Annotated in this window: 25 protein-coding genes, 1 tRNA gene and 1 pseudogene; 15 read left to right on the forward strand and 12 right to left on the reverse strand. The window is 59.2% G+C overall.

Annotated features, from left to right (window positions below):
• Positions 1-232: 232 nt before the first annotated feature.
• Positions 233-2371 (forward strand): sodium-translocating pyrophosphatase, encoded by a 2139-nt coding sequence (locus RTCIAT899_RS06455; RefSeq protein ID WP_041677333.1) that lies wholly within the window; start codon positions 233-235, stop codon positions 2369-2371.
• A 72-nt stretch (positions 2372-2443) separates the two neighbouring features.
• Here RTCIAT899_RS06455 and RTCIAT899_RS06460 read toward each other — a convergent pair whose 3' ends face one another.
• Positions 2444-2953 (reverse strand): outer membrane protein assembly factor BamE, encoded by a 510-nt coding sequence (locus tag RTCIAT899_RS06460; protein WP_015339434.1) that lies wholly within the window; start codon positions 2951-2953, stop codon positions 2444-2446.
• A 222-nt stretch (positions 2954-3175) separates the two neighbouring features.
• On the opposite strand from RTCIAT899_RS06460, the pseudogene RTCIAT899_RS34005 reads away from it, so the two are divergent.
• The 8 genes and pseudogenes from RTCIAT899_RS34005 (at position 3176) to RTCIAT899_RS06500 (ending at position 9738) form a co-directional block, all read left to right on the forward strand.
• Positions 3176-3791 (forward strand): annotated as a pseudogene (locus RTCIAT899_RS34005) (ubiquinol-cytochrome C chaperone family protein).
• A 9-nt stretch (positions 3792-3800) separates the two neighbouring features.
• On the forward strand, positions 3801-4358 hold the full coding sequence (locus tag RTCIAT899_RS06470) for a YceD family protein (RefSeq protein ID WP_015339436.1): 558 nt from the start codon (positions 3801-3803) through the stop codon (positions 4356-4358).
• Between the two features lie 102 nt (positions 4359-4460).
• A complete protein-coding gene (plsX, locus tag RTCIAT899_RS06475; RefSeq protein WP_015339437.1) occupies positions 4461-5507 on the forward strand; it encodes a phosphate acyltransferase PlsX in 1047 nt (348 codons plus the stop codon).
• Positions 5508-5526: 19 nt separating this feature from the next.
• The gene (locus tag RTCIAT899_RS06480) at positions 5527-6498 is read left to right on the forward strand and encodes a beta-ketoacyl-ACP synthase III (RefSeq protein ID WP_041677338.1); all 972 of its coding nucleotides are present in this window, start codon (positions 5527-5529) and stop codon (positions 6496-6498) included.
• 107 nt (positions 6499-6605) lie between these two features.
• Positions 6606-6944, forward strand: coding sequence for an integration host factor subunit alpha (locus tag RTCIAT899_RS06485; RefSeq protein ID WP_041677339.1), 339 nt, complete (start codon positions 6606-6608; stop codon positions 6942-6944).
• A gap of 229 nt (positions 6945-7173) precedes the next feature.
• Positions 7174-7719, forward strand: coding sequence for a MerR family transcriptional regulator (locus RTCIAT899_RS06490; protein ID WP_041677340.1), 546 nt, complete (start codon positions 7174-7176; stop codon positions 7717-7719).
• 337 nt (positions 7720-8056) lie between these two features.
• On the forward strand, positions 8057-9163 hold the full coding sequence (locus RTCIAT899_RS06495) for a porin (protein WP_015339441.1): 1107 nt from the start codon (positions 8057-8059) through the stop codon (positions 9161-9163).
• Positions 9164-9411: 248 nt separating this feature from the next.
• Positions 9412-9738 carry a hypothetical protein gene (locus RTCIAT899_RS06500; RefSeq protein ID WP_015339442.1) on the forward strand — a complete coding sequence of 109 codons (327 nt, stop codon included), beginning with the start codon at positions 9412-9414 and terminating at the stop codon, positions 9736-9738.
• A 79-nt stretch (positions 9739-9817) separates the two neighbouring features.
• On the opposite strand, the gene RTCIAT899_RS06505 is transcribed toward RTCIAT899_RS06500, so the two are convergent.
• Positions 9818-10075, reverse strand: a complete 258-nt coding sequence (locus RTCIAT899_RS06505; RefSeq protein ID WP_015339443.1) for a hypothetical protein — start codon at positions 10073-10075, stop codon at positions 9818-9820.
• Positions 10076-10249: 174 nt separating this feature from the next.
• Between RTCIAT899_RS06505 and RTCIAT899_RS06510 the strand changes: the two genes are divergently transcribed.
• Together RTCIAT899_RS06510 and RTCIAT899_RS06515 are read left to right on the forward strand one after the other, a co-directional pair.
• Complete coding sequence (locus RTCIAT899_RS06510; RefSeq protein ID WP_015339444.1) at positions 10250-10657, forward strand: BA14K family protein; 408 nt, start codon at positions 10250-10252, stop codon at positions 10655-10657.
• A gap of 86 nt (positions 10658-10743) precedes the next feature.
• A tRNA-Pro gene (locus RTCIAT899_RS06515) sits at positions 10744-10820 on the forward strand.
• A 36-nt stretch (positions 10821-10856) separates the two neighbouring features.
• Here the strand turns inward: RTCIAT899_RS06515 and RTCIAT899_RS06520 are convergent.
• Together RTCIAT899_RS06520 and RTCIAT899_RS06525 are read right to left on the reverse strand one after the other, a co-directional pair.
• Positions 10857-11552: a thermonuclease family protein gene (locus tag RTCIAT899_RS06520; protein WP_015339445.1), complete on the reverse strand. Its 696-nt coding sequence runs from the start codon at positions 11550-11552 to the stop codon at positions 10857-10859.
• A gap of 92 nt (positions 11553-11644) precedes the next feature.
• Positions 11645-12037, reverse strand: coding sequence for a hypothetical protein (locus RTCIAT899_RS06525; RefSeq protein WP_135488160.1), 393 nt, complete (start codon positions 12035-12037; stop codon positions 11645-11647).
• Between the two features lie 239 nt (positions 12038-12276).
• Here RTCIAT899_RS06525 and RTCIAT899_RS06530 point away from each other — a divergent pair, with 239 nt between their 5' ends.
• Both RTCIAT899_RS06530 and RTCIAT899_RS06535 read left to right on the forward strand, forming a co-directional pair.
• The gene (locus RTCIAT899_RS06530; protein WP_015339447.1) at positions 12277-12489 is read left to right on the forward strand and encodes a hypothetical protein; all 213 of its coding nucleotides are present in this window, start codon (positions 12277-12279) and stop codon (positions 12487-12489) included.
• Between the two features lie 222 nt (positions 12490-12711).
• Positions 12712-13734, forward strand: coding sequence for an extracellular catalytic domain type 1 short-chain-length polyhydroxyalkanoate depolymerase (locus RTCIAT899_RS06535; RefSeq protein ID WP_015339448.1), 1023 nt, complete (start codon positions 12712-12714; stop codon positions 13732-13734).
• 120 nt (positions 13735-13854) lie between these two features.
• Here RTCIAT899_RS06535 and RTCIAT899_RS06540 read toward each other — a convergent pair whose 3' ends face one another.
• The 6 genes from RTCIAT899_RS06540 to RTCIAT899_RS06565 form a co-directional block, all read right to left on the reverse strand.
• Entirely contained in the window at positions 13855-14145 is a 291-nt protein-coding gene (locus tag RTCIAT899_RS06540; protein WP_015339449.1) for a helix-turn-helix domain-containing protein, read from the reverse strand.
• Positions 14146-14209: 64 nt separating this feature from the next.
• Positions 14210-15442, reverse strand: a complete 1233-nt coding sequence (locus RTCIAT899_RS06545) for a glycosyltransferase (RefSeq protein ID WP_015339450.1) — start codon at positions 15440-15442, stop codon at positions 14210-14212.
• Positions 15439-16701: an O-antigen ligase family protein gene (locus RTCIAT899_RS06550; protein WP_015339451.1), complete on the reverse strand. Its 1263-nt coding sequence runs from the start codon at positions 16699-16701 to the stop codon at positions 15439-15441. The genes RTCIAT899_RS06545 and RTCIAT899_RS06550 overlap by 4 nt, the downstream gene beginning before the upstream one ends.
• Complete coding sequence (locus RTCIAT899_RS06555; RefSeq protein ID WP_015339452.1) at positions 16698-18254, reverse strand: undecaprenyl-phosphate glucose phosphotransferase; 1557 nt, start codon at positions 18252-18254, stop codon at positions 16698-16700. The genes RTCIAT899_RS06550 and RTCIAT899_RS06555 overlap by 4 nt, the downstream gene beginning before the upstream one ends.
• A gap of 76 nt (positions 18255-18330) precedes the next feature.
• The gene (locus RTCIAT899_RS06560; RefSeq protein ID WP_015339453.1) at positions 18331-19476 is read right to left on the reverse strand and encodes a glycosyltransferase family 4 protein; all 1146 of its coding nucleotides are present in this window, start codon (positions 19474-19476) and stop codon (positions 18331-18333) included.
• A 12-nt stretch (positions 19477-19488) separates the two neighbouring features.
• Positions 19489-20064 (reverse strand): polysaccharide biosynthesis/export family protein, encoded by a 576-nt coding sequence (locus tag RTCIAT899_RS06565; RefSeq protein ID WP_015339454.1) that lies wholly within the window; start codon positions 20062-20064, stop codon positions 19489-19491.
• Between the two features lie 192 nt (positions 20065-20256).
• Between RTCIAT899_RS06565 and RTCIAT899_RS06570 the strand changes: the two genes are divergently transcribed.
• A complete protein-coding gene (locus RTCIAT899_RS06570) occupies positions 20257-22512 on the forward strand; it encodes a GumC family protein (RefSeq protein WP_015339455.1) in 2256 nt (751 codons plus the stop codon).
• Here RTCIAT899_RS06570 and RTCIAT899_RS06575 read toward each other — a convergent pair whose 3' ends face one another.
• Positions 22513-23766: a GNAT family N-acetyltransferase gene (locus RTCIAT899_RS06575; RefSeq protein WP_015339456.1), complete on the reverse strand. Its 1254-nt coding sequence runs from the start codon at positions 23764-23766 to the stop codon at positions 22513-22515.
• A 135-nt stretch (positions 23767-23901) separates the two neighbouring features.
• Complete coding sequence (locus tag RTCIAT899_RS06580) at positions 23902-24111, reverse strand: DUF2842 domain-containing protein (protein WP_015339457.1); 210 nt, start codon at positions 24109-24111, stop codon at positions 23902-23904.
• A 112-nt stretch (positions 24112-24223) separates the two neighbouring features.
• Between RTCIAT899_RS06580 and RTCIAT899_RS06585 the strand changes: the two genes are divergently transcribed.
• Entirely contained in the window at positions 24224-25327 is a 1104-nt protein-coding gene (locus RTCIAT899_RS06585) for a COX15/CtaA family protein (RefSeq protein ID WP_015339458.1), read from the forward strand.
• Positions 25328-25340 lie beyond the last annotated feature (13 nt).

Genomic DNA, 25340 nt, shown 5'->3' on the forward strand with positions numbered 1-25340 from the left:
GGATCACGGCATAACGCATTTTCGTTTCCTTCGTTCGCGCCTGATTTCATCTTCGAATATTCTTTTGAACCTTCTGCGGGTGTTTTACCCGCGGACGGTCTTGACGCGACGTTTTCCCGCCATCAATCTCGCAACTGCACATCAGCCGATCTCCTGGAGGAGGGGACCGACCGTTGTTGCAGGCGGCCGGGGGAGGAGTGAACCGCCGGCTTTTTTGGAGGGAAAAAGCGAAATGTCGATTCTTTTAGGAGTAATCGCATGCGGACTGCTCTCGGTGATTTACGCCGTATGGGCAACCCGGTCGGTGCTCGCTGCCGATCAGGGCAATGCCCGCATGCAGGAGATTGCCGGGTATATTCGTGAAGGAGCGCAAGCCTATCTGGCGCGCCAATATAGAACCATCGCCATCGTCGGGATCATCGTTTTCATCGCGGCCTGGCTCCTCTTGTCGGCCGAAGCCGCTTTCGGCTTCCTGATCGGCGCAATCCTCTCAGGCGCCGCAGGTTTCATCGGCATGCATGTCTCCGTGCGCGCCAATGTCCGCACTGCGCAAGCCTCGTCGCAGAGCCTGTCCGCAGGCCTCGATATCGCCTTCAAGTCGGGTGCCATCACCGGCATGCTGGTTGCAGGTCTCGCCTTGCTCGGCGTCTCCATCTACTTCTACGTGCTGACCGGTATCCTCGGTCATGAAGCCGGTTCGCGCGACGTGATTGATGCGCTCGTCGCCCTTGGTTTCGGCGCCTCGCTGATCTCGATTTTCGCCCGTCTCGGCGGCGGCATCTTCACCAAGGGTGCTGATGTCGGCGGCGACCTCGTCGGCAAGGTCGAGGCCGGCATTCCCGAAGACGATCCGCGCAATCCCGCTACCATCGCCGACAACGTCGGCGATAATGTCGGCGATTGCGCCGGTATGGCGGCCGACCTGTTCGAAACCTATGCGGTGTCCGTCGTCGCGACCATGGTTCTGGCCGCTATCTTTTTCGCCGGCACGCCGATCCTCGGTTCTGCCATGATCTATCCATTGGCGATCTGTGGCACCTGCATCATCACCTCGATCATCGGCACCTTCTTCGTGAAACTCGGTGTCAATGGCTCGATCATGGGCGCTCTCTACAAGGGCCTGATCGCGACCGGCGTCCTGTCGATTATCGGTCTCGGTGCAGCTACTTCGCTGACCATCGGCTGGGGTTCTGTCGGCACGGTGGCCGGCTTCGACGTCACCGGGACGAAGCTGTTCGCTTGCGGCATCGTCGGCCTGATCGTCACAGCCCTGATTGTGGTGATCACTGAATACTACACCGGCACAAACAAGCGGCCGGTCAATTCCATCGCTCAGGCGTCGGTCACCGGTCACGGCACCAACGTCATCCAGGGCCTTGCCGTCTCGCTGGAATCGACGGCACTGCCGGCGATCGTCATCGTTGGCGGCATCATCGCCACCTACCAGCTCGGAGGCCTGTTCGGCACGGGTATCGCGGTTACCGCCATGCTCGGTCTTGCCGGCATGATCGTCGCTCTCGATGCCTTCGGCCCGGTCACGGACAATGCCGGCGGTATTGCGGAAATGTCGCATCTTCCGCCGGAGGTACGCAAATCCACCGACGCACTGGATGCGGTCGGCAATACCACCAAGGCCGTCACGAAGGGCTATGCCATCGGTTCGGCCGGCCTCGGTGCGCTCGTGCTGTTCGCGGCCTATTCGAACGACCTGCAATATTTCGCGGCTCACGGTGACAAATACCCGTACTTCGCCAACATCGGCACGATCTCGTTCGAGCTTTCGAATCCTTACGTCGTTGCCGGTCTGCTGTTCGGCGGCCTCATCCCCTATCTCTTCGGCGGTATCGCCATGACCGCCGTCGGTCGTGCCGCCGGGGCGATCGTGGAGGAAGTTCGCAAGCAGTTTCGCGAAAAGCCCGGCATCATGCAGGGCACCGAGCGTCCCGATTACGGCCGTGCCGTCGACCTTCTGACCAAGGCCGCCATTCGGGAAATGATCATCCCGTCGCTGCTGCCGGTTCTGGCGCCGGTCGTCGTCTATTTCGGTGTCCTGCTGCTGTCCGGCTCCAAGGCTTCGGCATTTGCCGCTCTCGGTGCTTCCTTGCTCGGCGTGATCATCAACGGCCTCTTCGTCGCCATTTCGATGACGTCGGGCGGCGGTGCTTGGGACAATGCCAAGAAGAGCTTCGAGGACGGTTTCGTCGACAAGGACGGCACGCGTCACATGAAGGGCTCGGAAGCCCACAAGGCTTCAGTCACGGGTGACACCGTGGGTGATCCCTACAAGGATACGGCAGGCCCGGCAGTCAATCCGGCGATCAAGATCACGAATATCGTGGCTCTGCTTCTGCTCGCCATTCTCGCCGGCTAAGCAAACGGAATGCAAAAGAAAACCCGCGAGACGCCATGCCTCGCGGGTTTTTCGTAGAAACGGTATCCCGGCTTACTGGCCCGGGTTGAGGTTGTTGAGGAAGTTCCTCGCGCCGTTGACGCCGCTGCCGCTGCCCTGGAGGATCTGCTGCAGGAAGGTGATGTCGCGGCCGCCAGTCGGGGTCGTGCGGCTGATCATGTCGAAGACCCTGCCGTCCTTCAGCGTATAGTTAGCTTCCTGCTTCACCACGCCGTCCTTGTCGAAATAGATCGCAAGAATGTTCTGGTCGACCAGCTTTGGCTTCATGAAGGCGGCGGCACGCGTGCGCTTCTGGGAGATATAATAGAAGACTTCGCCGTCAAAGGTCGCTGTGGTCGAGGGCGTACCGAGCGAAAGCAGAACCTGCTCGCGGCTCGAACCGACCGGCGCAAGCGCCAGCGACTGCGGATCGAAGATGTAGCCGTTGTTCATGACCTCGCTGGTCTTGCAACCGGAAAGGCCCATGGTCGCAATCACCAGGGCGATGGCGGCAGTGCTGCTGAAAGTAATGTCAGACTTGAAATACCGTCTGGTCAACGACATCTCATCTCCCCTAATGAATCAATCCGATGGCCGGACGGCCAGTATGACCTTGCTGTACACATCATTGTGTCCTTTCCGCGATGGCAAAAGGCACAATCATGTTGTTCGGCACTCTTCGTCACCGATCATGCACAACGTGACGACGGTAAGGGCTGGAGCCTCGAAGCGGGCACAAACGGCATTGCAATTCGCGCCTGCTTCGGTAAACCAGCTTTTGCGTGGATGCAACAAGGCCAAGCAAAAACGGGGCGCTCCGAGGGAGCCAATTCCGGGAATTTTCATGATTTTTGGGCTCTTCCGCAAAAGAAATCACAATCAGATCATCGTCGTCAGGCAGTATGAAACCTTGACCTTCATGGCGCGGCAGCCGGTTTTTTATACCGATTACAACGTGCCGGATACGGTGATGGGGCGTTTCGAGTTACTGTCTGTCATGATGATCCTGTTCTTTCGCCGCACGCGGTCGTCGGCGACAAGCGGTCAGGAACTGGCGCAGGAAATTGTGGATGCTTTCTTCGAGGATATCGATTATTCGATCCGCGAGCTTGGTATAGGCGACAATAGCGTGCCAAAGCGCATGAAGAAGCTGGCCGGCATGTTCTATGGACGCCTCGAAAGCTATGCGAGCGCCATGGATGTCGATGATCGCGCCGCGCTCGCCGTAGCGTTACAGCGCAACATCTATCCCAAGGCAAATGAGGCCGCGGCTTCCATGAGTGCATTGGCCGATTGGATGTTGGTCGCGGAAGCGCATCTGGCGACCGTCGCGGAAGATCAGATCGCCACGGGCTCGGCGACGCTGCCGGTGCCAGACAAAGTCGGTCAACAGGCCGGTTAGGAGATAAAAATGAAAAGACAGGACTCCGATGAAACGCCGTTTTCCTATCCCGTGAAGGTAGGGCATATCTCGGCCAATCCGGTGGATGTGCACATCGAGGCTGATGACCGCGAACTGGTTGGCCTCGCAGCCCTTTGGGGTGTTCTCTCGGTCAGCAAGCTCGAAGCCGATCTCAAGATTTCGCGCTGGAAGCGCGACGGCGTGCGCATCAAGGGCAATGTGAAGGCAAAGATCGTTCAGGCTTGCGTTGTCACACTCGAGCCGGTCGAATCTGATATCGATGAGGACTTCGAGCACATCTTCGTGCCCGAGGATTCCAAACTGGCGCGCGCGCCTTCTGTGGATGCCGGAGAAATGATACTTGATCCCGATGGTCCGGATCTTCCGGAGACCTTCACCGGCGATACGATAGACGCTGGTGCGGCCGTTGCGGAATTTGCCGCCCTCGCCATAGATCCTTATCCGCGCAAGCCTGGCGTCGAGTTCGAAGCGCATATTGAAGATACCGGTGAAGACGACAGAAAGCCTTCGCCCTTTGCCGTTCTGAAAGATTGGAAAAAGGAATAGGCCCCGGTGCCGTTCGAGCACAATTCAGTTGTCACCGGGGGAGAAAACGGTATTTTGACGCCAAATTCGCCCGTCGCGGCGGAGAAAAAGGACTAGGGACGCGTGATCAGAATTTCTCTTGACCTAATGGGTGGCGACTTCGGCCCTGAGGTTGTTGTTCCCGGCGCGGCCAAGGCGCTGGATAGGCATCCCGATATCACGTTCGTGATGTACGGACAGAAGGAACGCTGCGAGGCGGTCCTCGCCAAATATCCCAAGCTTCGCGAGAAATCGGTCTTTCACGAATGCGAAGTTGCCATCAGTATGGATGAGAAGCCGAGCCAAGCGCTTCGCCGCGGCCGCTACGTCTCCAGCATGTGGCGCTCGATCGAGGCGGTAAAGACGGGTGACGCCGATGTCGTCGTATCCGCCGGAAACACCGGCGCGCTGATGGCGATGGCGAAATTCTGCCTCCGCACCATGGCCAATATCGAACGTCCGGCAATTGCCGCGATCTGGCCGACGCTGCGCGGCGAAAGCATCGTGCTCGATGTCGGCGCCACGATCGGCGCCGATGCCCAGCAATTGCTCGATTTCGCCCTGATGGGCGGCGCCATGGCGCGCGCGCTCTTTGAGATTGAACGGCCGACGGTTGGCCTGCTGAATGTCGGCGTCGAGGAAATCAAGGGTCAGGAAGAGGTCAAGGACGCCGGGCGCCTGATCCGCGAAGCCAATCTCGAATCGCTTGAATATTACGGCTTTGTCGAAGGCGACGATATCGGCAAAGGCACCGTCGATGTCGTCGTCACCGAAGGGTTTTCCGGCAATATCGCGCTGAAGGCGGCCGAAGGCACGGCAAAGCAGATCGGCGCCTATCTGCGCGCCGCGATGTCGCGCACGCTGCTTGCACGTATCGGCTATGTATTAGCCAAGGGCGCCTTCGATCTGCTGCGCGAGAAGCTCGATCCCAGCAAGGTCAATGGCGGCGTATTCCTCGGCCTCAACGGTATCGTCATCAAGAGCCATGGCGGAGCCAATGCAGAAGCCTTCGCAGCGGCCGTTGATGTCGGCTATGATATGGCCAAGAATGGGCTCACGCAGAAAATCGAAAACGATTTGAAGAGATATCATGCCAAACGGCTGCCCCCTATCGGGCCGGAAGCGGCATGAGAGACGGGGTACAAGCAGAATGATCCGTTCAGTTGTTCGCGGTTTTGGGGCAGCGCTCCCCAAACGCGTCATGACCAATGCCGAGATGGAGCAGGTCGTCGATACCAGCGACGACTGGATCGTCCAGCGCTCCGGCATCCGTCAGCGCTATATCGCCGGTGAAGGCGAAACTACGGCCTCGCTTGGCGAGCAGGCGGCGCGTGCTGCCCTTGCCAATGCCGGCATGACGCCGGATGATCTCGATCTGATTATCGTTGCCACTTCGACGCCGGATAATACCTTTCCCGCAACGGCGGTGAATATTCAGAACCGGCTCGGAATGCATCATGGCTTTGCCTTCGATGTCCAGGCCGTCTGCACCGGCTTCGTCTATGCCGTAACCACGGCCGACGCCTATATTCGCGGCGGGCTTGCCAAGCGCGTGCTCGTCATCGGCGCCGAGACATTTTCGCGCATTCTCAATTGGACCGACCGCACGACCTGCGTTCTCTTCGGTGACGGTGCCGGTGCGCTGATCCTGGAGGCCGGCGAGGGGACTGGCGCCAATACCGATCGCGGCGTGCTGACGGCAAGCCTGCGCTCCGACGGTTCGCACAAGGACAAGCTCTATGTCGATGGCGGCCCGTCGACGACGGGAACGGTCGGCGTTCTCCATATGGCAGGTCGCGAAGTCTTCAAGCACGCCGTCGGCATGATCACCGACGTCATCCAGGCCGCATTCGATGCGACGGGCACCACGCCCGACGATCTCGATTGGCTCGTGCCGCATCAGGCCAATCGCCGCATCATCGATGGTTCCGCCAAGAAGCTCGGAATTGCTCCCGAGAAGGTTGTGGTCACCGTGGACCTTCACGGCAACACGTCGGCGGCGTCCATTCCACTCGCGCTTGCCGTGGCCGCCGGTGACGGACGGATCAAGAAAGGCGATCTGGTGATGCTGGAGGCCATGGGAGGCGGCTTCACCTGGGGCGCGGTCCTGCTGCGCTGGTAGCGCCGCATCTCTAAAAGCCGTTCCGAACAAGAGCTTGACCGCTCGGCGCAACGGCAATAGTCTCGCAAAACTTGAAGAAGATTACGCAGCAAAATGGGCGGGGAGCTATGACGGGCAAGACAGTGACGCGCGCAGACCTGGCGGAGTCGGTATTCCGGAAAGTCGGTCTCTCCAGAACGGAGTCGGCGGAACTCGTCGAGACTGTGATCGATGAAATTTGCAACGCCATCGTGCGTGGAGAAACGGTAAAGCTCTCCTCGTTCGCGACATTCCAGGTGCGCGACAAGAATGAGCGCATCGGCCGCAATCCGAAGACCGGTGAAGAAGTGCCGATTTCCCCGCGGCGTGTCATGACCTTCAAGGCGTCGAACGTTCTGAAGACCCGTATCCTGAAAGCCCATACGAGCCGTAAGGCAAAGACCAAGCCGGCAAATCCCGCCTCCTGATTCATCCTCGCGATTTCGATTTCGGCCGGCCAGATGCCGTGTCATGCCGTCGTTTTAGGGCGATCCGTTTGCGGATTTGTCGCAAGCTTGTGTAACGGCTGAATATCTGACTTGAATTTCCTCCGCCAAACCGTTGAAATATGGTGAGTCGTATCATCGAGCGATACGAATGCCGAAATCCGCTTATGTGTGATCCGGCTCAACGGCACCGCATGTGCAGTGTGGGAGTATGATGATGGACAAGAGCCCGGATGCGTTCCGCACGATCAGCGAAGTCGCGGAAGACCTTGATCTGCCGCAGCATGTCCTACGGTTCTGGGAAACTCGGTTTCCGCAGATAAAGCCGATGAAGCGGGGCGGCGGCAGGCGCTATTATCGCCCCGAGGATGTCGATCTGCTGAATGGCATCCGCCATCTGCTCTACGATCACGGCTATACGATCAAGGGCGTCCAGAAGCTCCTGAAGACCAATGGCAACAAGTTCGTCATCGCCGTCGGGCATGGCGATCTCGCCAGTGTGGAAGCGCTCGCCGCTGCGCAGGAGCCTGCCGCCGTCGAGCCTCGCGTTGCCTCTGCCAATTCCGAGGAAGATCAGATCGTCGGCCGCGCCAAGGCGCCGATCAGCCGCCGCTTCTTCAATTTCGTCAGCGGGGACGACGGCGTGCCGGGTGTTTCCATCGGAAAATCGAGCGTCGGCAAGGAAGATCGCGCTTTGCTTCAGGAGACGCTTTATGATCTTCTGGAATGCAAGCGCCTTCTTGACCAGGTGCGATAGGCTTGCAGCCACGCTGGATTGCTGCTGAAGCATATTGCCTCTCGTAAATAACATCCAAAAACTGCGGCGATGGGGTTGATGCGCGTATTGGATGCGCGCAAGCCGGTCGTTTTCTTATCGCGAAGGCCGAGTGACATTATTGTCACATCACTCACCCTTCTGCGCCGTGAAAATTAGTTCGCAAACCTTATTAACTTGATGAGTGGAGATCGCGGGTCCAGTTTGACGGCGAAGCTTATGGCTTCGCCCTGTTTTGAGGCAACAGTCAGGCCATGGAGGGGCACGTTGTTGTCTGCCGGGAGACTCCATCTCTGACGAATAGTCGAATGGAGATATCATGAACATCAAGAGCCTTCTTCTTGGCTCCGCCGCTGCTGTCGCTGCAGCAGGCGCTGGCCATGCCGCAGACGCCATTGTCGCCGCACAACCCGAACCGCTTGAATATGTCCGCATCTGCGATGGATACGGCACAGGCTATTTCTATATTCCCGGCACCGAAACCTGCCTGAAGATCGGCGGAAAGGTTCGCACCGAAGGCGAGTGGTATGACGCCTATAATCCGCGCAGCAGGGTCGGCACCCTCTGGCACGAGCGTGTCGAACTCAATGTCGATACGGCGACCGACACCGAATACGGGCCGCTGAAGACCAACACCATTTTCCGCTGGGAGTGGAACGATGGAGGCGCGACCTCCTCCAAGTTGCTGTTCGCCAATATCAGCCTCGGTGGCTTCACGGTCGGTAAGCTCGACTCTCAATACAATCTTTACGTGGGCTATGCCGGCGACGTCATCAACGACGACGTGATTTACGACGGCCCGTACGAGCTCAATCAGTTGACTTATAAATACGAGCCAGACAATGGTTTCTCGGCTGTGATCTCCCTGGAAGATTCCAATTCCACCTCCGACGGTGAGGCCTCTTACGGTGCCGGCTGGTGGACGGATGACAAATCCAACCACTATGCTCCCGACGTCGTTGCCGGTCTTGGCTACAAGACGGCTAACTGGGGCATCAAGGTCGTCGGCGGCTATGACTCCATCGTCGAGGAAGGTGCCATCAAGGCTCGTCTTGACGCCAAATTTGGTGGCGTGGAAGCCTTCTTGATGGGGGGCTGGAATACGGACGGCGACAAGCTGAACAAATATGCCGGCACCAACCAGGATATCTCGGCCTGCACGAAATCGAACGGCACCGTCAATGCTGCCAAATGTGGCTGGGGTGACTGGGCTGTCTGGGGCGGCGTCGGCGTTCCGGTCAACGACAAGCTGAAGTGGAACCTCCAGCTTGCCTATACCGAGTCCAAGATGTTCGAGGCGACCACGAACCTCAAGATCTATCCGGTGAAAGATTTCCTGGTCGAGCCGGAACTCACCTATGTGCATTACGACTACATCAAGGATGACACGGTCGCCGGCATCCTTCGTTTCGAGCGGAACTTCTGATCGAAAACGTTCCCCGGCCTGGATAGTCTGCGGGCCTGCTAATCGGATATGGGCCTCGTCATCCGGCGAGGCCTTTTCATTTTGTGCTAACGCGCTATCCGGCTGTTAAGCACGATGCGATCTCTGTGCACAGTTTTGCCATAATTTGGCCGATTTTCGCGTTTTGCTTGGTAAGGTTGGCTTGCTAAAGCTTACCTTTGGCTGTATTCCACTTTCCCTGGGTTGTATCTAAAATTGCCGGAGGGAACATGCGCATACGTGCCACAATGGCGGCGAGCCTCGTCGCTATATCGACCATTCTATCGAGCTGTCAGACACCGCAGGAATCGGCGACGAATGCGGAAATGACATGCCAGTCGCAAGGGTTCCGTCCGGGAACGCAGCGTTACAATCGCTGCGTCGGCGCGACCTATCAATCCAATCGCGCCCAGGCACAACAGGCTGAAAACCAGGCCGCCGCTTTGGCTGCCGCCGGTATCATCGGTGGCGTCCTCGTCGGTGCCGCCGTCAGCGATAATCATCATCGCGGCTATTACGGCCGTCCTTATTATCGCCGCTGCTATCGCTGCTGGTAGGTGTGATCCTTATCCGCGCCATGCCATGCTCCGTCGGCTCGCGCTGACGGAGTTTTCACGTCCGGGTCATAGCGGGTTGTTAGTCTGGCGGGCTCATTTCCTGGCGGTTGACGAGCTTCACGCTTCGGTCCGGCTGGACGATGTAGGTTTCGAGCACATCCTGGCCCCACTGGTTGGTGAAATGATGCTGGAATTGCGAGCCGGGGGGTGAAAGCGTCAGCTTCATATGCGGCTGACCGCCGTAGGTAATGCTGCCTGGAATGGGCTGCACCGTTTCCGTTGTGTTGCACGCGGCAAGCAGCGGTGCGCATAGGACGAGAGCTAAGAGGGACTTCATTGCCTTGACTTTCCGCGGGCTTCCGCTCTGAGCAATTCGTCGCTCAATAAAGGCGGAAGGGCATCTATGAGTGTGGCTTCAAATCACTATATAGACATAATGACGGCGTGCTCGGCAGCAAGGTTTGCATGCAGATTTACTTCGCAGCGCCGCCGGATTTCGAAGGAGTCGCATATGTTTACGATTGCCAGATCGATAACTTCCGCTGGCTTTGCTCTTTTGCTGGCGACCGGCGCCGTCATGCCGGCGAATGCCATCACCATGCCGGCCCTGACCGTTCCTGCAACCGAACAGCCTGAGATCATCCAGATTCGCGATCACGGCCACGGTCATGGGCATCACCACCACCATAATCGTTGGGGCAGCGGCCACCGGCTACACGGCTCGGACAGCTATTATGACGACGATTCGGACAGCGGCGTGCTTTTCAAATCTTTCGTGACCGGCACTCTGTTTAACAACCAGGGCTCGCAGAGCTATTACGGAAGCCATGCGCGTGACTGCGCAAGCCGCTACCGCTCCTATCGCGCCTCGGATAACACTTATCAGCTGGGCCATGGGCCGAGGCGGCTGTGCCGCTGAACGGCAACTTTTTCTGAGCAGGCTGCTACTTTTCGCTTGCGTCGGCAAACGCTAAACTCTAAACGAAACAAGCCGTTTCGGCAGGTCGGGGCGTAGCGCAGCCCGGTAGCGCACTTGACTGGGGGTCAAGGGGTCGCTGGTTCGAGTCCAGTCGCCCCGACCATTTATCTCCTTGAACTCCCAATCGAATTTTTGAAAATCAGCTACACCAGGATGTCGCCTGGCCGGTCCAGCGGCGTGCGAGGCCTTCCGACACCATCTGGTCCCCGAGCGAGCGCCCCGCGCGCATGGCAATGCGCAGCTTGCCGCCATTCGGGTCGTCGCGGCGGTTGCTGCCGGAAAGCACGAAGTTTCCATCGTTGAGAATGGCCTGCAGGCGAAGCTTTGCGGCCACGCCTCGCTGCTTTTCGCTGGGGCAGCGTGCGGTACCGGCATCCGGGACGTCAATATCGGCCAGCTGGATTCTGATGCCGTCCTGCCAGAAAGTATTGCCGTCAACGACGCAATTGGTCCCGGAGCCGGCGCCGCAAAGCACGAAGCGGCCGCCGGACTGAGCCCGCAAGCTGGGTATGGGCCGTTCGACCGGTATCTTGTTGACCGGCATCGCCACCGGAATGGCGGCGGGCGGCACTGGCAGGGAAGCTTCGGCGCGAGGCTCGGGTGTGATCGCCGCCGTCTTTATCTGCGGCTTCGCTGCCGGCACCGGCGCGTCCCTAGCCATATGAGGCATGCCGGCAACTGCTCCGGCATGCGCCAGCATCGACGGCATATCCTTGCGATGCTGATAGGCGTAGAGGCCGGCTACCGTTGCCAGGCCGACAACGCCCCATAGCCACATCGAATTGCCCGCCTTGGACTGCGGCTTGCGTCGCGTGCGTCGTTTCGCTTTCGCCATGGTATCGTCCCTCAATTGCGAGGGGGATTATCGCCGCCATTTCTTACCGATCCGTTGGCTTTGGCGGAGATCGTGAACTGTGATGGGCAAGGCTACTTCGCGGCCGCTGTCGGCGCCTTCAGTTTCACCGACATCGTCACCTGTCCGTTGATGGAAAGTCTCGTGCCGCGATTGTCGAGATTGTTGACCGCGCTATTGCTCGACAGAGCACTGATCTCGCAGGCATCCGCAATGGTATCGAGTAGAGTGGCGCAGCTGCCGGCGGCAATCTTGTAGAAGGATTTCAAGGCCTTCTCCTGCTGCTCCTCGCTGTCTCCATCCGCCACCGGATAGGAAATCGATATTCCGGATTGAACGGAAATATATCCTTCGGGCGGCTGGCGAGGATTGCGTAGCGGAAGGTTCGAGAAGTTCTGTGCGACGGCGGGCAGGGCCATCGTTGCCAGCGTCACGCCGAGAGCGGTCCGAATCAGAAATTTGGTCATCATTGTGCCTCCGTTTTCCGCTTGTCGCATAAGCAGATAAAGGCTCGGTGATACCATAACTTAAAATTGTACCTTCGTTCGATTTTCCGTAAAATTTGCGAATCAGAAATACTTCGCGCCGAAATGCTTCCTTGCCAACCCAATATGCAAGGCGCATAGTCCAGTCTTATCGTCGGAAATAAAACGGGTGCCGGCGAAGTACTGCGTGCTTCTGCCCGAACGGACAACGAGACGCGCAAATGCTGGACACACCTATACATCCACGAGATCTGCCGCTGTTTTCAGACGATCTGGACCGTCTCGAGAAGGTATTGGATACCGTCTGCAAGGACCGCGGCATGAACCCTCGCAGCCTTGAGGCAGAGCGCCTCGGCGCGCTGATCATCCAGCTCTATCGCCAGGGCGTGAAGGATGACGCAAAGCTGCTCGCCCTTGCGCGGGCTTATTTCTGACACAGCTTCGGTTTTTTGTGGCCGAAAATCTAATCGATTTAAGCTGATTTCACATAGCTGCAATGATGCATTGTGCCTGTTCTAATCGGACAAGGTTCCTTATATTTGCTGCATTGCACAAAGAGATTCGATTTCTCGATATCACTGATTCTCGAAAGGAACAGTGCGCGTCAGCCGGCAGCGGGATAATACCGATCGCGGCTGACGTGGATGGAAAGGTCCATGATGAATTTTAAAGTTCCGAGCCGGCTTCGCCGCCTGCTTGTCGATTCCGCTGAGCTGCCGCGGCTTAAGTTTCCGATGACGCAGCCGCAATCTCAGCCGGCACGCCGTCGTGTTTCCACGCGTCCTTCTGCCCAGCGGCTGACCGAAGTTTTGTGGTTCGGCCGCAATCCTGGCAATCTGCGCATGCTCGAATATGTGCCGCCTGGTGTGAAGGGGCCGATGCCGCTCGTTGTTGTTCTGCATGGCTGCCATCAGAATGCAGAGGATTTCGATCGCGCGAGCGGCTGGACGGCACTTGCCCGTCAGCATGGATTTGCCGTGCTTTATGCGGAGCAAAAGGCTTCGAACAATCCCAATCTCTGTTTCAACTGGTTTCGCCCGAGTCTGGTCACGCGCGATCGCGGTGAACTCGGCTCTATCAAAGAAATGATCGATTTCAGCCGCCGTCTGCATGCGATCGACGACAGCAGGGTTTTTGTCATGGGCCTCTCGGCTGGGGGTGCTATGGCCGCCGCATTGCTCGCGACCTATCCGGAGCTGTTTGCCGCGGGCGCTATCATCGGCGGTCTGCCTTTCGGTGCTGCCCGGGACGCCATGTCGGCGCTTGATGTCATGAGGCGCGGCTCAAGCCGCCCGGCCGAAAAATGGGGCGAGCTTGTGAGCGAAATGTCGCCCGATGCCGGTCGCTTTCCGGTCGTTTCCATTTGGCATGGCGATGCCGATGAAGTGGTGTCCTTCGCCAATGCGGAAGCCTCCGTTTCACAATGGCTGGCCGCTCGTGAGCGTCCACGCACCAAGGGTCGGCTGCGTCTGTTCGAGGGCGGCGAGCGGCGCGAGTGGCGCGACGACTACGGTCATCTGATTTTGGAACTGGTGACGCTGACCGACTTCGGGCATGGCCTGCCCGTCGGCTCGATCGTTGAAGGTTGGGAGCCGGCCAACGATACTGAACGCTACATCTTGCCGGCTGCGCTGTCGGCGCCTGAAGAGCTTGTCAAAAGCTGGAAGCTTGGAGCCTGAGGCAGATAAGCGAAATCGTGCAGCTGTCCTACGTCCGGAATGCTAGAACAAAGAGGTCAAGCGGTTCGGAGCCTGCATGGAAAGCTGATCCGCTCTGGAGGTCGCAACCTGCCTCAGCCCTCAATCGTCATTGGTGGCATTCAGGTTCTCAGGCCGAATGCCATCATCGTCGGACCAGTGCTTGAAGCGAATGCCGGGGCCGCCCGGGCCGTCGCTGCCACCAGCGAGGAAAATCACGCCATGGTTCTCAAGGACGGAGCGGATTGCCGCAAGCGCTCTCATGTCCGCCGAACTGCCCTCTGTTTCCAAGGCTTCGATCGTCGAAGCCGGCAGTTTGCTCTCGCTGGCAAGCGTCTCGACCGTCAGTCCGAGCATGGCGCGCGCGCCGCGCAATTGTGCTGAAGTAATCATGAGTTAAGTCTATCGCATCGGCTCGAAAAGCGGAACCGATTTCGCACGAAAATCCGATGCGAGTTTAGAGGGCCGACGCGCTTTTCTTCCGGCCTTTGATTGTATCGCTAAAGTGGGAGCTCGCCAGTTCCAGCGGGGCGGGGAAGGGTTGACCGAGCAGGTCGTAATAGATCTTCTCGGTCGCATGGGCCATGCCGGCAAGCGTATAGCCATCCTTGCGGCGACGAGCTTCAGCGGTGAAACTTGCAAGCCGTGCCGGGTCAGCAAGTCTCGCCATCGCCGCCGCCAATGCTTCAGGATCATCGCTGTTTGGCACGATATAACCGTTTCTGCCATGTTCCAGCACCGTACGCGCGCCCCCGACATCGGCGAGCAGCAGCGGCTTGCCTGCGGCAGCCGCTTCCAGCATCACATAGGACATAGCTTCGTAGCGGCTGGGCATGACGACGACATCGACGGCGTCTATGGCGGTCACACCACGCACGCTGCCATCGATGCGGGCGCGATCTTCAAGCCTGGCTGCCCTGATCATCTCTCTTGTTGCATCGGCGAGCTCGCCGATCCCGATCATCAGCAGATGCGCTTGCGGCAAGTGGGGTGCTATCCGCGCAAAAGCTTCGACTAGGCGCTCCGGCGCCTTCTGTCGCGTCATCCGCCCGACAAAGCCGAAGAGCAGGGCGTCCTGTGGAATGCCATAGCGTCTGCGGATGGCCGTCCGCTGGCTGATGGGCCGCGCATTTACGCCGTTGACGACGACGCGCAGACGTTTCTCCGGGATGCCGAGCGACAGGGCATGATCATATTCGTCCTGGGAAACGCAGATTAGCCGATCCGTCAAAAAAGCCCCGAGAAGACGCTCGATGCTGCCATAGATCAGGCGGCCTTTCGAACCCAGCGTCGGGTCCATGGTGCGAAAGGCATGCGGTGTGTAAAGAACAGGCACATGCCGCCCCGGCAGCCGCAAGCGCGTGAGAGCGCCGGCCTTGGAGCTGTGACCGTGGATCAGATCGAACGGCCCGTGAATGGCGGCGAGCTTGCGGAGCTGCCACCATGCCGTCAGATCCCAGAGGCCGGGAGCGCGCCGCATGGCAAGCGGAATGACATTGTCCAGGCCCATATTTTCCAGTTCGGTGACGAAGGCGGGCTCGGCGCGCACCGGGGAATAGATGGCGGTCACGAAATGGCCGCGATGCTGCATGGCCCGGCACAGATCGAGAAAATGTCGCCCGGAGCCGCCGCCGCTCGGTTCGAGAACCTGCAGCAACGACAGGCGTTTGACGTTGGTGCGAATGTTCATCGCGCAGCTTCCCTTCTGCTCAAGTCACGCTGATATTTCTGCTCCAGGGCGCCGCAGCCCCAGACGATGCCGATCAGCATGTAAAGATGGCGCCAATGGTCGGTATCGATGACGTTGCCGATGCCGACATGGCCGAGAATGACGATCCAGGCGATCATCAGGTAGGGCTGCCAGGGACGCTCCCTCAGCAGGTTGCGGAAGCCGATATAGATGGTCCAGCAGATCATGCTGACCCAGCAGAAGAAGCCGAGCCAGCCATAGGTCGTCAGCGTCTTTAGCCAAGTATTGTGCTCGTCTTCTTCGAACATCTGGCCGAAAACCAGCGGCCCTATGCCGAACGGCCGCTCCATCGACAGAGAGAAGCCCAGACTATGGCGCTCGAAGCGGCCGAGATGTCCGCCGTCATATTCCTGCACCAGCTGCAGGCGCGTGGAAAACAGGTCGCTGACCTGCGGAAACTGCAGCGCAATGACGAGCAGGACGACCATGAGGATGATCGCCGTCAGCGACATCACCAGGATGCGCAGCCGGAACTTGTTGCTGCGGTGCTTCAACAGCATGCAGAAGATCAGCATTACCGAGGAGAAGGCAAACAGAGCCCAGGCTGCGCGCGAGAAGGACAGGAAGATGCCGAAGGCCAGGACGAGAAGGCAGGCCGCCTTGATGGGAGCCTTTTTCAGATCGCCGATCAAAAGGCCGTGGACCAGATAAAGACTGGGCGCTGCCAGATAGGGCCCAAAGACATTCGGATCCTGGAAGGCGCCCTTGGCACGATCATAGAGGGTGAAGATGTCGAAGCCCGGAACGGCATGAAAATAGCCGAGGATACCGAGGCTGGCAGTGATCAGCGCCGCCACCACCCACGTATTGAAAATCAGCTTCAGCCGCCTTTCGCTATCTTCGATGATGGCCGCGTAAAAGATTGAGCTCAACGCGAGGAAGGTGGAAACGGCAATGTAGATGGGGCCACCGAGATGGTTACCGGCGGCGAGGTCGTGCATCTGCGTGATCGAGAGCATCCCGCCGACATTGAACGTCAGGAACAAGGCCAGAAGCGGCGCGACGCTGCGCGAGATTTTCAGCCCGAGAATGAACCATGTGCCGATCAAAAAGGCGAGCCACAGCTCGTAGGGTGCGGGCTCCGCGATGACGAAGCCCGACAGGAATACGCCCACAGCAACGCTAGCCGTACCGATCAGCCGCAACGCAACAAGCTGCGGCTGCGCGACGCGGGGTGATGGCAGGTCGATCGCGCTCAATATGCATTTTCCGTATTGAGCAGACGGAATGGCGTCAGGAACAGGATTTTCAGATCGAACAGCAGCGACCAGTTCTCGATATAATAGAGATCGTAGGCCGTACGGAACTTGATCTTGTCGTCGCTGTCGATCTCGCCACGCCAGCCGTTGATCTGTGCCCAGCCGGTCACGCCCGGCTTTACGCGATGGCGCGCGAAGTAACCTTCGACCACGTCGGCATAGGTGCGGTTATGGCTGGCGGCAAGCACGGCATGCGGCCGCGGGCCGACGAGCGAGAGGCTTCCGAGCAGCACGTTGAAGAGCTGCGGCAACTCGTCGATCGACGTCTTGCGGATGAAGCGGCCGACGGGGGTCACGCGCGGGTCGTTCTTGGTCACGGCATTGCGAGCCGACGGATCGCTCATATGCGTGTACATCGAGCGGAACTTGAACACGTTGATGATCTCGTTGTTGAAGCCGTGGCGCTTCTGCATGAAGAACACCGGTCCCCTCGAGGTCGCCTTCACGGCAACCGCAGCCCCCAGCATGATCGGCCAGACAAGGGCGAGCGCGACCACGCTGAAGAAGATGTCGAAGATGCGCTTGGCAACGCCATCCCAGTCCCGGATCGGCTTGTTGAAGATGTCGAGCATCGGCACGGCGCCGACATGCGAATAGGCGCGGGGGCGGAAGCGCAGCTTGTTGGCATGCGCCGCCAGTCTGATGTCGACGGGCAGTACCCAAAGCATTTTCAACAATTGCAGAATGCGGTCTTCGGCGCTGATTGGCAGCGCGATGATCAGCATGTCGATGCGCACGAGCCGCGCGAACTCGACCAATTCCGCTACCGTGCCGAGTTTTGGATAGCCGGCCACCATAATGGGAGAACGCTTTTCGCCGCGATCGTCAAAGATGCCGCAGATCCGGATATCGTTGTCAGGCTGATGTTCGAGGGCGCGAATGAGTTCCTTTGCCGGTTCGCCGCCACCGACGATGACGGCGCGCCGCTCCATGACGCCGTTGCGGGCCCAGTGGCGAATGCCATAGGCAAAAAGCAGGCGTGCCACGAGAAGGAAGCCTGCGCCGGCTGCGAACCAGAGGCCGAGGAGGGGGAGAGAATAGATATTATTAATGTCGAACGGGAGCAGGGCGATGACCATGACCGCGAAGGCGGCCGCCCAAGCCCCGAGAATCCTGTGCAGGTAATGGTGAGGCGAGCGCAGGACCGGGATCTGATAGGCATCCGCAATCTGCAGGAAGGCAATGGCGAGGCCGCAGAGTGCGAGCGTCACCACGCCCTTCGACAGGAAGGGATAATTGTCCGATGTGCCGAAAAGGAGAATTGCAAGCCCGAATGCGAGCAGCGATAGAAATTCGAACAACCGGTACTGTCCGACGATGATGGACGGAGACTGGTTGGTTTCGCGAAACTGTTCTGCGATCTGCCGCGCATAGGTGTTCATGCCGCCGGAACGGTCGCCCGGCGTCTCGCCGGCACCGCGCGTGCGGATTTCCGAAACCTGCTTGCGAAGATTGTCCAAGCTGAGCTGCTCGGACTTTTCGGTAGTGTTCATGACAGCTTATCCGATCGTTATCGGACAAGGCCTACCAGATATCAGCTAAGAAACACTTACAACACTTGGCTGTATTCTAACCGTCGCTATCCAGACCAAGTATATTTTGATACAGGTGCAAAGTATCCCGTGCCATGGCTGAGGCGGAAAAAATCGTTCGGATTGTCCCGATATCGGGCATGTTGCGAGCGCCCCATAGCGGTTCAGTGATCGCTTCAGCCATGATGCGTGAGAGGTCGTCGGCATCTTCCGGTTTGGCGAGTGCGGGACTGTTTTCGCCAAGCGCTTCCGCAACGCCGCCGACCCGCGAAGCAATCACTGTCTTCCCGGCTGCGAGTGCTTCGAGAACGATATAAGGCATGGCTTCGGCGCGCGAGGGAACCACCACATTCTGGGACACCGCAAAGGCTTCCTGCACGCGCATGGCTGGCAGCATTCCAATCCGGTGACCAAGCCCCCGCTCGACCATCATCCGGTGATATTTGTCTCTGTCCGGCCCGTCGCCGATCATCAGAGCGGAAAGCGGCCTGCCGATCCGCCGTTCCGTTTTCGCAAAGGCGTCAACGAATAGATCGGGACCTTTGAGGTCCCGCAGCATGCCGATATAGACGAAGTGCACGGAGTCCGATCGTGTCGGTATGATGCGGAAATCTCTTTCGCTGATGCCGTTATAGATCATAACCGAGCGGGTGCGCGGTTTGCCGATCTTTGCTTCGTAGGTGCGGCGTTCGAAATCGCAGATAAAGATCAGCCCGTCGGTCAAAAATTCCAGCATCCGTTCCATGCTATGGACAAGCATGCCCTGGAAGGAGTGACGAGGAAAATGCAGGCTTCCGCCATGCGCGGTGTAAAGGCGGGCTACGCGATACCTGTTGACCCGCAGGATCGAGCCGAGAACGCGCGCAAGCAGGCCGCCCTTGGCGCCGTGCCCGTGCAGCACATCCGGCCGCAAACTCTTGATTTCCTTGTAGCTGCTCCAAAGTGTCGCGCCATCCGTAAGGGTAATTTGCCGCCGGATCGGCAGGCGAACGATGCCGAGAGCGAGGAAGGGTGCTATGTCGTCGAACAGGCGATCCTCATGCTCGCCGCCCGTCAAGCTGTCGCAAAGTATGCCGACCTCGTGCCCCGCCTTGCTCTGTTCCTCCGCCAGATCCCGGACATGGCGGAAGACCCCGCCGACCGGCGACCTGAAGCAATGAAGGATTCGAAGTGGTCGGGTCATGAGCGGTCGCGGTTAGAACAACCGCTCTCTGACATAGATGGTGTCGCCCGCCAGCACCGGATCGGAAATGCCGACCCGTCCGGTCATGACATGACCGTTGATCTTGCGGGTGACATCCGCGTTGGATTGGTTGGCCCGGCTGGTGAACCCGCCTGCGACCGCGATGGCATTCTGGATGGTCATGCCCGGCACATAGGAATATTGGCCCGGTTGGCCGACTTCACCCATGATGTAGACGGAGCGATAGCGGTCGATGTCGATGGTGACGTCGGGATCGCGAATATACCCCTGGCGAAGCTTCTGCGCGATCTGGCCGGAGAGCTGTTGCAGGGTCCGGCCGCGGGCAGCGACCTGGCCGATCAGCGGGAAGGCGATATAGCCGGCCTGATCGACAGTATAGGTGTTGGTCAGGCCGGCTTGGTCGAACACGGTCACCCGCAGCCGGTCGCCGCTGTCAAGCGCATAGGGCTGGATCGTGGCCTCATTGAAGGCCTTCGGAGCCGGTTGATAGGTGTTGCAGCCGGCGAGCGCGGCGCTCACGGCAGCCATGCCGAGTGCAAGGACAATCTTTGGCTTTGCGAAGGGCATTTCGCGCTCATTGGAAAGGGAAGGACACTGTCGTCGTTATCGATCCGTTAGGGTTAACGGTCGGTAAAGAGCAAATGAAAATCCGAGAAAAAATTAGCGACATCAAAAATAATGCTGGCGAAATACTATTAACGCTTGGGTTACTATAGTCGTTTACGCTTAATTCCGGCTTTCTATTACGGAGTTTTGCATATGTCCGGTGTCAACAGCACCCAGCAGGATGTGGACATCGATCTCGCTCAGCTCTTTCGCGCTGTGTGGCAGCGGCGGGTGCGTGTCATCGCCATCACGCTGGCTGGCGCGTGTGCGGCATTTGCGATTGCCAAGGTCATGGCGCCGGAATATCGCAGCGAAGCCCGCATCCTCATCGAGCAGCGTGCGCCGGCCTTCGCAACGACGACGTCTGGCAATGATGCCGGTGCCGGACCTCTGCTGGACGAGCTGAACATTGCCAGCCAGGTGCAGATCCTGCAGTCGGCAGATCTGGTGAAACAGGTCATTACCAATCTGAAGCTCTACGATCGGCCGGAATTCGCCGCCGGCAACAATAGCTCCGCGATCTCGGATATCCTGATCAAGCTGCATCTGAGACAGCCGGCGGCAGATAAGGCACCGGAAGAGCGGATGCTGGACGCCTTCAACAGCCGCCTGCAGGTCTATCAGATCAACAGCTCGCGCGTGATCGGCATCAGCTTCACGTCCCGAAATCCGGATCTTGCCGCCAGCGTGCCGAATGCCATGGCGCAGGTCTACCTGTCGATGCAGAGCGGAGCCAAGCTCGATTCCAACAGCGAGGCAACCCGCTGGCTGGAGCCGGAGATCGCCAAACTGCGCGACAAGGTCAGCGAGGCCGAAAAGAAGGTTGCCGATTATCGTTCCGCCAACGGACTTCTGCAGACCAGCCAGAACAGCAATTTCGCGACACAGCAGCTTGCAGACATTTCGACGCAGCTGGCGCAGGTGCGCGGCGACAGGGCCAATGCCGAGGCGAGGGCACAAGCGGTGCGCAGTGCGCTGTCCAGCGGCCGCTCCACCGATACGCTTGCCGATGTCGCGGGATCGCAGACAATTCAGCGACTGAAGGCGACCCAGTCGAACCTGGAGTCGCAGATCTCCGATCTCTCCACGACGCTGATGGATGGACATCCGCGGCTGAAGAGCCTGCGGGCGCAGCTCGCCGATATCCGTCAGCAGATCGAGCGCGAGACGCAAAGGATTCTGGCAAGCATCGAGAATGAAGCGAAGGTGGCCCAGCTGCGCGAGCAGCAGCTCCTGGCGCAATCCAACGCGCTGAAGGCCGACAGCGCCCGGGCAGGGGAGAGCGAAGTCGGCCTCAACGCCCTGGAACGTGAAGCTACGGCCGAGCGGCAATTGCTCGAGACCTATCTCGCCCGTTATCGCGAGGCGGCCTCTCGCGTCGACAAGAATTCCAGCCCTGCCGATGCGCGCATCGTTTCCACGGCGGTTGAGCCGGCCGATCCCTCTTTCCCGAAGGTCGGCCCGATCGTCGTCGTCGCAACTCTTGCCACCTTTCTCCTGACGGCCATCGTCGTCATGCTTTCGGAGCTGTTCAGCGGCCGCGCATTGCGACCTGTCGGTTCTGCCCGCAAAGAAGATGCCGCCGTGCTGGAGATAGCGAAGCGTGCTCAAACCGTCCCCGCGCCAGTTCCGGTTCGGCCAGTCACGCGAGCAAGCAGTGTCGAGGCGCCCACAAGCATGCTCTCGGTCCCAGCAGAAGAGATCCCGGTTCAGGTTGGGAACACCGCAGTTGCTCCGGAGGCGGCAATTACCTTGGGTACCGCAATCGCTCCGGATCACGAGCCGAAGCAGGCTGTCGAGGCTGCGGATGACGAGGAGGATTTCTCCATTCAATCCGTCGCCGACTATCTGATCGACAGCGGCTCGCGACTTGCCATCGCGATATCTCCGACCGGTGACAATGGCTCGACGGCAACCGTCATGCTGGCGCGGACCATCGCCGATGCGGGTTGCCGCATCGTGCTGGTCGACATGACCGGCACAGGATGCCCCTCGAAGCTGATGGCCGAGCACGACGAACTTCCCGGTGTAACCGATCTGCTATGCAGCGAAGCGGCCTTTGGCGATACGATCCATCCGGATCGCCTGTCGGACGCCCATATCGTGCCCCAGGGCATGAGCGATCTTGCGCGCGCCATGCGGGGTGCCGACCGTCTGTCGCTCATCCTCGACGCGCTGAACTCGGCCTATGACATCGTTCTGGTGGAGTGCGGGGCGGCCGAAGTCTCCGGCGTCGCGCGGCTGACGCGCAGCAAGGAGACGGAAATCGTCCTATCTATGCCGGAGCCGGATGAAAGCCAGTTCATCGCAGCCATGACGGAATTCCAAAAGGCCGGCTACGAACACATCATCCTGATGTCCGGCTGGCGCGAGGAGCACGATCCGGATACGCGCCGGGACGCCGCCTGATCAATCTGCGTCGCCGCGATCATCCGCTGGCGCGCCAGCTACGTGTCTCGCCCGCAGCCGCTGGATAAGGGAATAGAGCTTTCTATTGGACTTGATCGCCACTTTCGTACGCGTCATGCTCCGGCTCGCCATTGCCGCAAGGCGTCCCACGCCTGAGACCGGCAGGAAAAGATCATGCTGCACAGTTTCCATTGGGCACCAGGAACGCTTGTAGGTCTGGTCGCCGATGCCGAAGTCGAAGAGTGCCACGCCCTCGCGATGCAGCCGCTCGATCATCAACCAGAATAGCAATTCGCCGGGGCTTGCGTCAGCAACCACAGCCTCGTCGATGGAAGCAAACTGGCAGATGACATGGTCCCCCTTGCGGGAGAGGGCGGCGATGGCTGGAATATGGCCCTCATGCTCGCCTTTTAGCCGGAGCGCATGCATCTGAAGTGTCGCGCCGATGCTATCGTCTTGGTGTCGGTGTAACATGGCGTGCAGCGCAGCCTTGATCCGGGCATCCTTGAACGCGTCAGGCAAGCCGGCATCCTTGAAGCGGGTCGCCTTCTGTCGGAAGAAAAGATCGAGAAGCGCATCTTGCTGGTCGGGACCGGCAATCAGATATTCGTAACCGCCCTTGGCGTCGAGAAGCCGGCTCTGATGCTTGAACTTCTTGCGCCGGCGCTTGGCGTTCACCTGCTTCAGGCTTGCTTCGAAACTGCCGAGGAAGGGCAACTGAAAAGCACGGTTCTGGTTTTCGATCGTCGTCAGCGAGGCGAGCGGGCTTGGGCGCCCCCGCCATTCTAGCGGGATATTGCGCAGGATAGCGACGTCCACCTTACCCCCCAGAGCCGCGGAAATGGCGTTCACCTGAACGGGGGTCAGTGGACCGTTCACCAGGAACCTAGCCGAAAACAGGCCGGTATTGATATTGTTGTGGTGGCCGCCAATGAACTCGGCTCGTCTTATCCCGTGACTGCGGATGATCTCGAGCGGCAGGATGAAGGCGACGTGATTTCCGATGGAGCCCCTGACGATGGCGAGAGGGCGTTTGAGGTTCTCCGCCCATGCTGCACACCAGTCATAGCTCTGATGCAGCGAGTTGAGGTGGTCCTGTTCCAGCGCGCGCCATTCGGCTTCAAGCGGTGCCGTGCTGTCGAAGATGTCGACCTGCAGATGAACGCTAGGCGCAGGCTCCATCCCGATCGACACAATCCGCTCGTCCGCTGCTTCGGCGGTCATGTCGGCGATATCTCGCGTCTGGGTTTGCATCCGGTCTTCTCCGCTCCGGCGGTATTGGGACGCAGTTTGGCGGGCAACGGCTTATTTTTGGCTTAAGATGGGACAGTCACGCCGGATAAGGCGCGGATCAGGGTTAGCCTTGTGTAAATCGGGCCGGGAGATGCGTCATTGCGGGCGCGGCCCGGCCATCCACTTGATGATGCCCATTGCCGGCAGCACCCAGATGATGCCGCTGAGAAAGAAATACAGGAAATGTACCCAGCCGGGTTGATCTGCAAGCGTTCGCACTGCAACGATCATGGCGACGATCGCATAGATTGCAACCAGCAGCACGAGCAGGATCATGCCAATGAATTTGCGCAGGCGAAGGGGCACGGGGTTTTCTCCTCATTATGACAGCATGCCGCGACGGCATGCCGCAAACTCCCGGGACTTGTTTTGCACGCCCCTATCGGGCAAATCAACAGCCTGATCGAAGGGAGAAGCCATGGCTGCCACTAATTTCACGACCGAACAGGCAATTTTGAAGGAAGTGGCCCGTCAGGACCGCAATCGCCGCGCCATCCGCATCTGGCTCGCCTGCGTGCTTCTGGTTCTCTTCGCTCTCGTGCTGGTGGGTGGTGCGACGCGCCTCACCAATTCCGGCCTGTCGATCACGCAATGGCAGCCGATCCACGGTGTTATCCCGCCGCTGAATGCGCAGGAATGGCAGGAGGAATTCGATCTCTATAAGCGCATCCCGCAATTCCAGATCCTGAACAAGGATATGACGGTCGAGGAGTTCAAGAGCATCTTTTGGTGGGAGTGGGCGCATCGCCTGCTGGCGCGCACCATCGGCGTCATTTTCGGCCTGCCGCTGCTGTTCTTCGTCCTGACCGGCCGCGTTGAGCGCAAGCTCTGGCTGCCGCTTGCCGGCATTTTCGTGCTCGGTGGCCTTCAAGGTGCGATCGGCTGGTGGATGGTCTCCTCGGGGCTGGAAGCACGCACCGACGTCAGCCAGTACCGGCTTGCCACCCATCTCGTCACCGCCTGTCTGATCTTTGCCGCCTGCATGTGGTTCATGCGCGCCCTGTCGCCGCATTCGAACGAGCCGCCGCCAACTCGCCATTCGGCAAAGCTCGCCGGTTTGATCGCCTTCATGGCCTTGTTTCAGATCTATCTTGGCGCGCTCGTCGCCGGTCTCGATGCAGGCCTCAGCTACAATACCTGGCCGCTGATGGATGGAGCCGTCGTGCCCAGCGATCTCTTCATACAGTCGCCGGGCTGGATCAATTTCTTCGAGAACCCCAAGACCGTCCAGTTCGTCCATCGTCTCGGTGCCTATGCGCTCTTCGCCATCGTCGCCATCAATATGATCATCTCGCTGCGCGCCGCGGCGCAAACGACACATGCGCGCCGGTCCGTCGTTCTCTTCGTGCTTGTGCTGATCCAGGCGATCCTCGGCATTTCGACGCTGCTGCTGCATGTGCCGCTGGATTTGGCCCTGGCGCATCAGGCCGGCGCCCTGATCGTCTTCGGCTTCGCGATTGCCAATTGGCGCGGTTTCTATGGTGAATTGCCGCGCCAGACGTCGATCGTCGTGAGAGATTGAGGCGCTGTGCGCC

The organism is Rhizobium tropici CIAT 899 (genome assembly GCF_000330885.1).
GTDB lineage: Bacteria > Pseudomonadota > Alphaproteobacteria > Rhizobiales > Rhizobiaceae > Rhizobium > Rhizobium tropici.

Coding starts and splice junctions, on each gene's coding strand:
- RTCIAT899_RS06570 (WP_015339455.1), top strand. CDS start 20,257: ATGTCCGGTGTCAACAGCACCCAGCAGGATGTGGACATCGATCTCGCT.
- RTCIAT899_RS06520 (WP_015339445.1), bottom strand. CDS start 11,552: ATGGCGAAAGCGAAACGACGCACGCGACGCAAGCCGCAGTCCAAGGCG.
- RTCIAT899_RS06530 (WP_015339447.1), top strand. CDS start 12,277: ATGCTGGACACACCTATACATCCACGAGATCTGCCGCTGTTTTCAGAC.
- RTCIAT899_RS06545 (WP_015339450.1), bottom strand. CDS start 15,442: ATGAACATTCGCACCAACGTCAAACGCCTGTCGTTGCTGCAGGTTCTC.
- RTCIAT899_RS06455 (WP_041677333.1), top strand. CDS start 233: ATGTCGATTCTTTTAGGAGTAATCGCATGCGGACTGCTCTCGGTGATT.
- RTCIAT899_RS06585 (WP_015339458.1), top strand. CDS start 24,224: ATGGCTGCCACTAATTTCACGACCGAACAGGCAATTTTGAAGGAAGTG.
- RTCIAT899_RS06575 (WP_015339456.1), bottom strand. CDS start 23,766: ATGCAAACCCAGACGCGAGATATCGCCGACATGACCGCCGAAGCAGCG.
- RTCIAT899_RS06505 (WP_015339443.1), bottom strand. CDS start 10,075: ATGAAGTCCCTCTTAGCTCTCGTCCTATGCGCACCGCTGCTTGCCGCG.
- RTCIAT899_RS06560 (WP_015339453.1), bottom strand. CDS start 19,476: ATGACCCGACCACTTCGAATCCTTCATTGCTTCAGGTCGCCGGTCGGC.
- RTCIAT899_RS06480 (WP_041677338.1), top strand. CDS start 5,527: ATGATCCGTTCAGTTGTTCGCGGTTTTGGGGCAGCGCTCCCCAAACGC.
- RTCIAT899_RS06500 (WP_015339442.1), top strand. CDS start 9,412: ATGCGCATACGTGCCACAATGGCGGCGAGCCTCGTCGCTATATCGACC.
- RTCIAT899_RS06495 (WP_015339441.1), top strand. CDS start 8,057: ATGAACATCAAGAGCCTTCTTCTTGGCTCCGCCGCTGCTGTCGCTGCA.
- RTCIAT899_RS06565 (WP_015339454.1), bottom strand. CDS start 20,064: ATGCCCTTCGCAAAGCCAAAGATTGTCCTTGCACTCGGCATGGCTGCC.
- RTCIAT899_RS06540 (WP_015339449.1), bottom strand. CDS start 14,145: ATGATTACTTCAGCACAATTGCGCGGCGCGCGCGCCATGCTCGGACTG.
- RTCIAT899_RS06525 (WP_135488160.1), bottom strand. CDS start 12,037: ATGACCAAATTTCTGATTCGGACCGCTCTCGGCGTGACGCTGGCAACG.
- RTCIAT899_RS06460 (WP_015339434.1), bottom strand. CDS start 2,953: ATGTCGTTGACCAGACGGTATTTCAAGTCTGACATTACTTTCAGCAGC.
- RTCIAT899_RS06555 (WP_015339452.1), bottom strand. CDS start 18,254: ATGAACACTACCGAAAAGTCCGAGCAGCTCAGCTTGGACAATCTTCGC.
- RTCIAT899_RS06510 (WP_015339444.1), top strand. CDS start 10,250: ATGTTTACGATTGCCAGATCGATAACTTCCGCTGGCTTTGCTCTTTTG.
- RTCIAT899_RS06485 (WP_041677339.1), top strand. CDS start 6,606: ATGACGGGCAAGACAGTGACGCGCGCAGACCTGGCGGAGTCGGTATTC.
- RTCIAT899_RS06535 (WP_015339448.1), top strand. CDS start 12,712: ATGATGAATTTTAAAGTTCCGAGCCGGCTTCGCCGCCTGCTTGTCGAT.
- RTCIAT899_RS06490 (WP_041677340.1), top strand. CDS start 7,174: ATGATGATGGACAAGAGCCCGGATGCGTTCCGCACGATCAGCGAAGTC.
- RTCIAT899_RS06470 (WP_015339436.1), top strand. CDS start 3,801: ATGAAAAGACAGGACTCCGATGAAACGCCGTTTTCCTATCCCGTGAAG.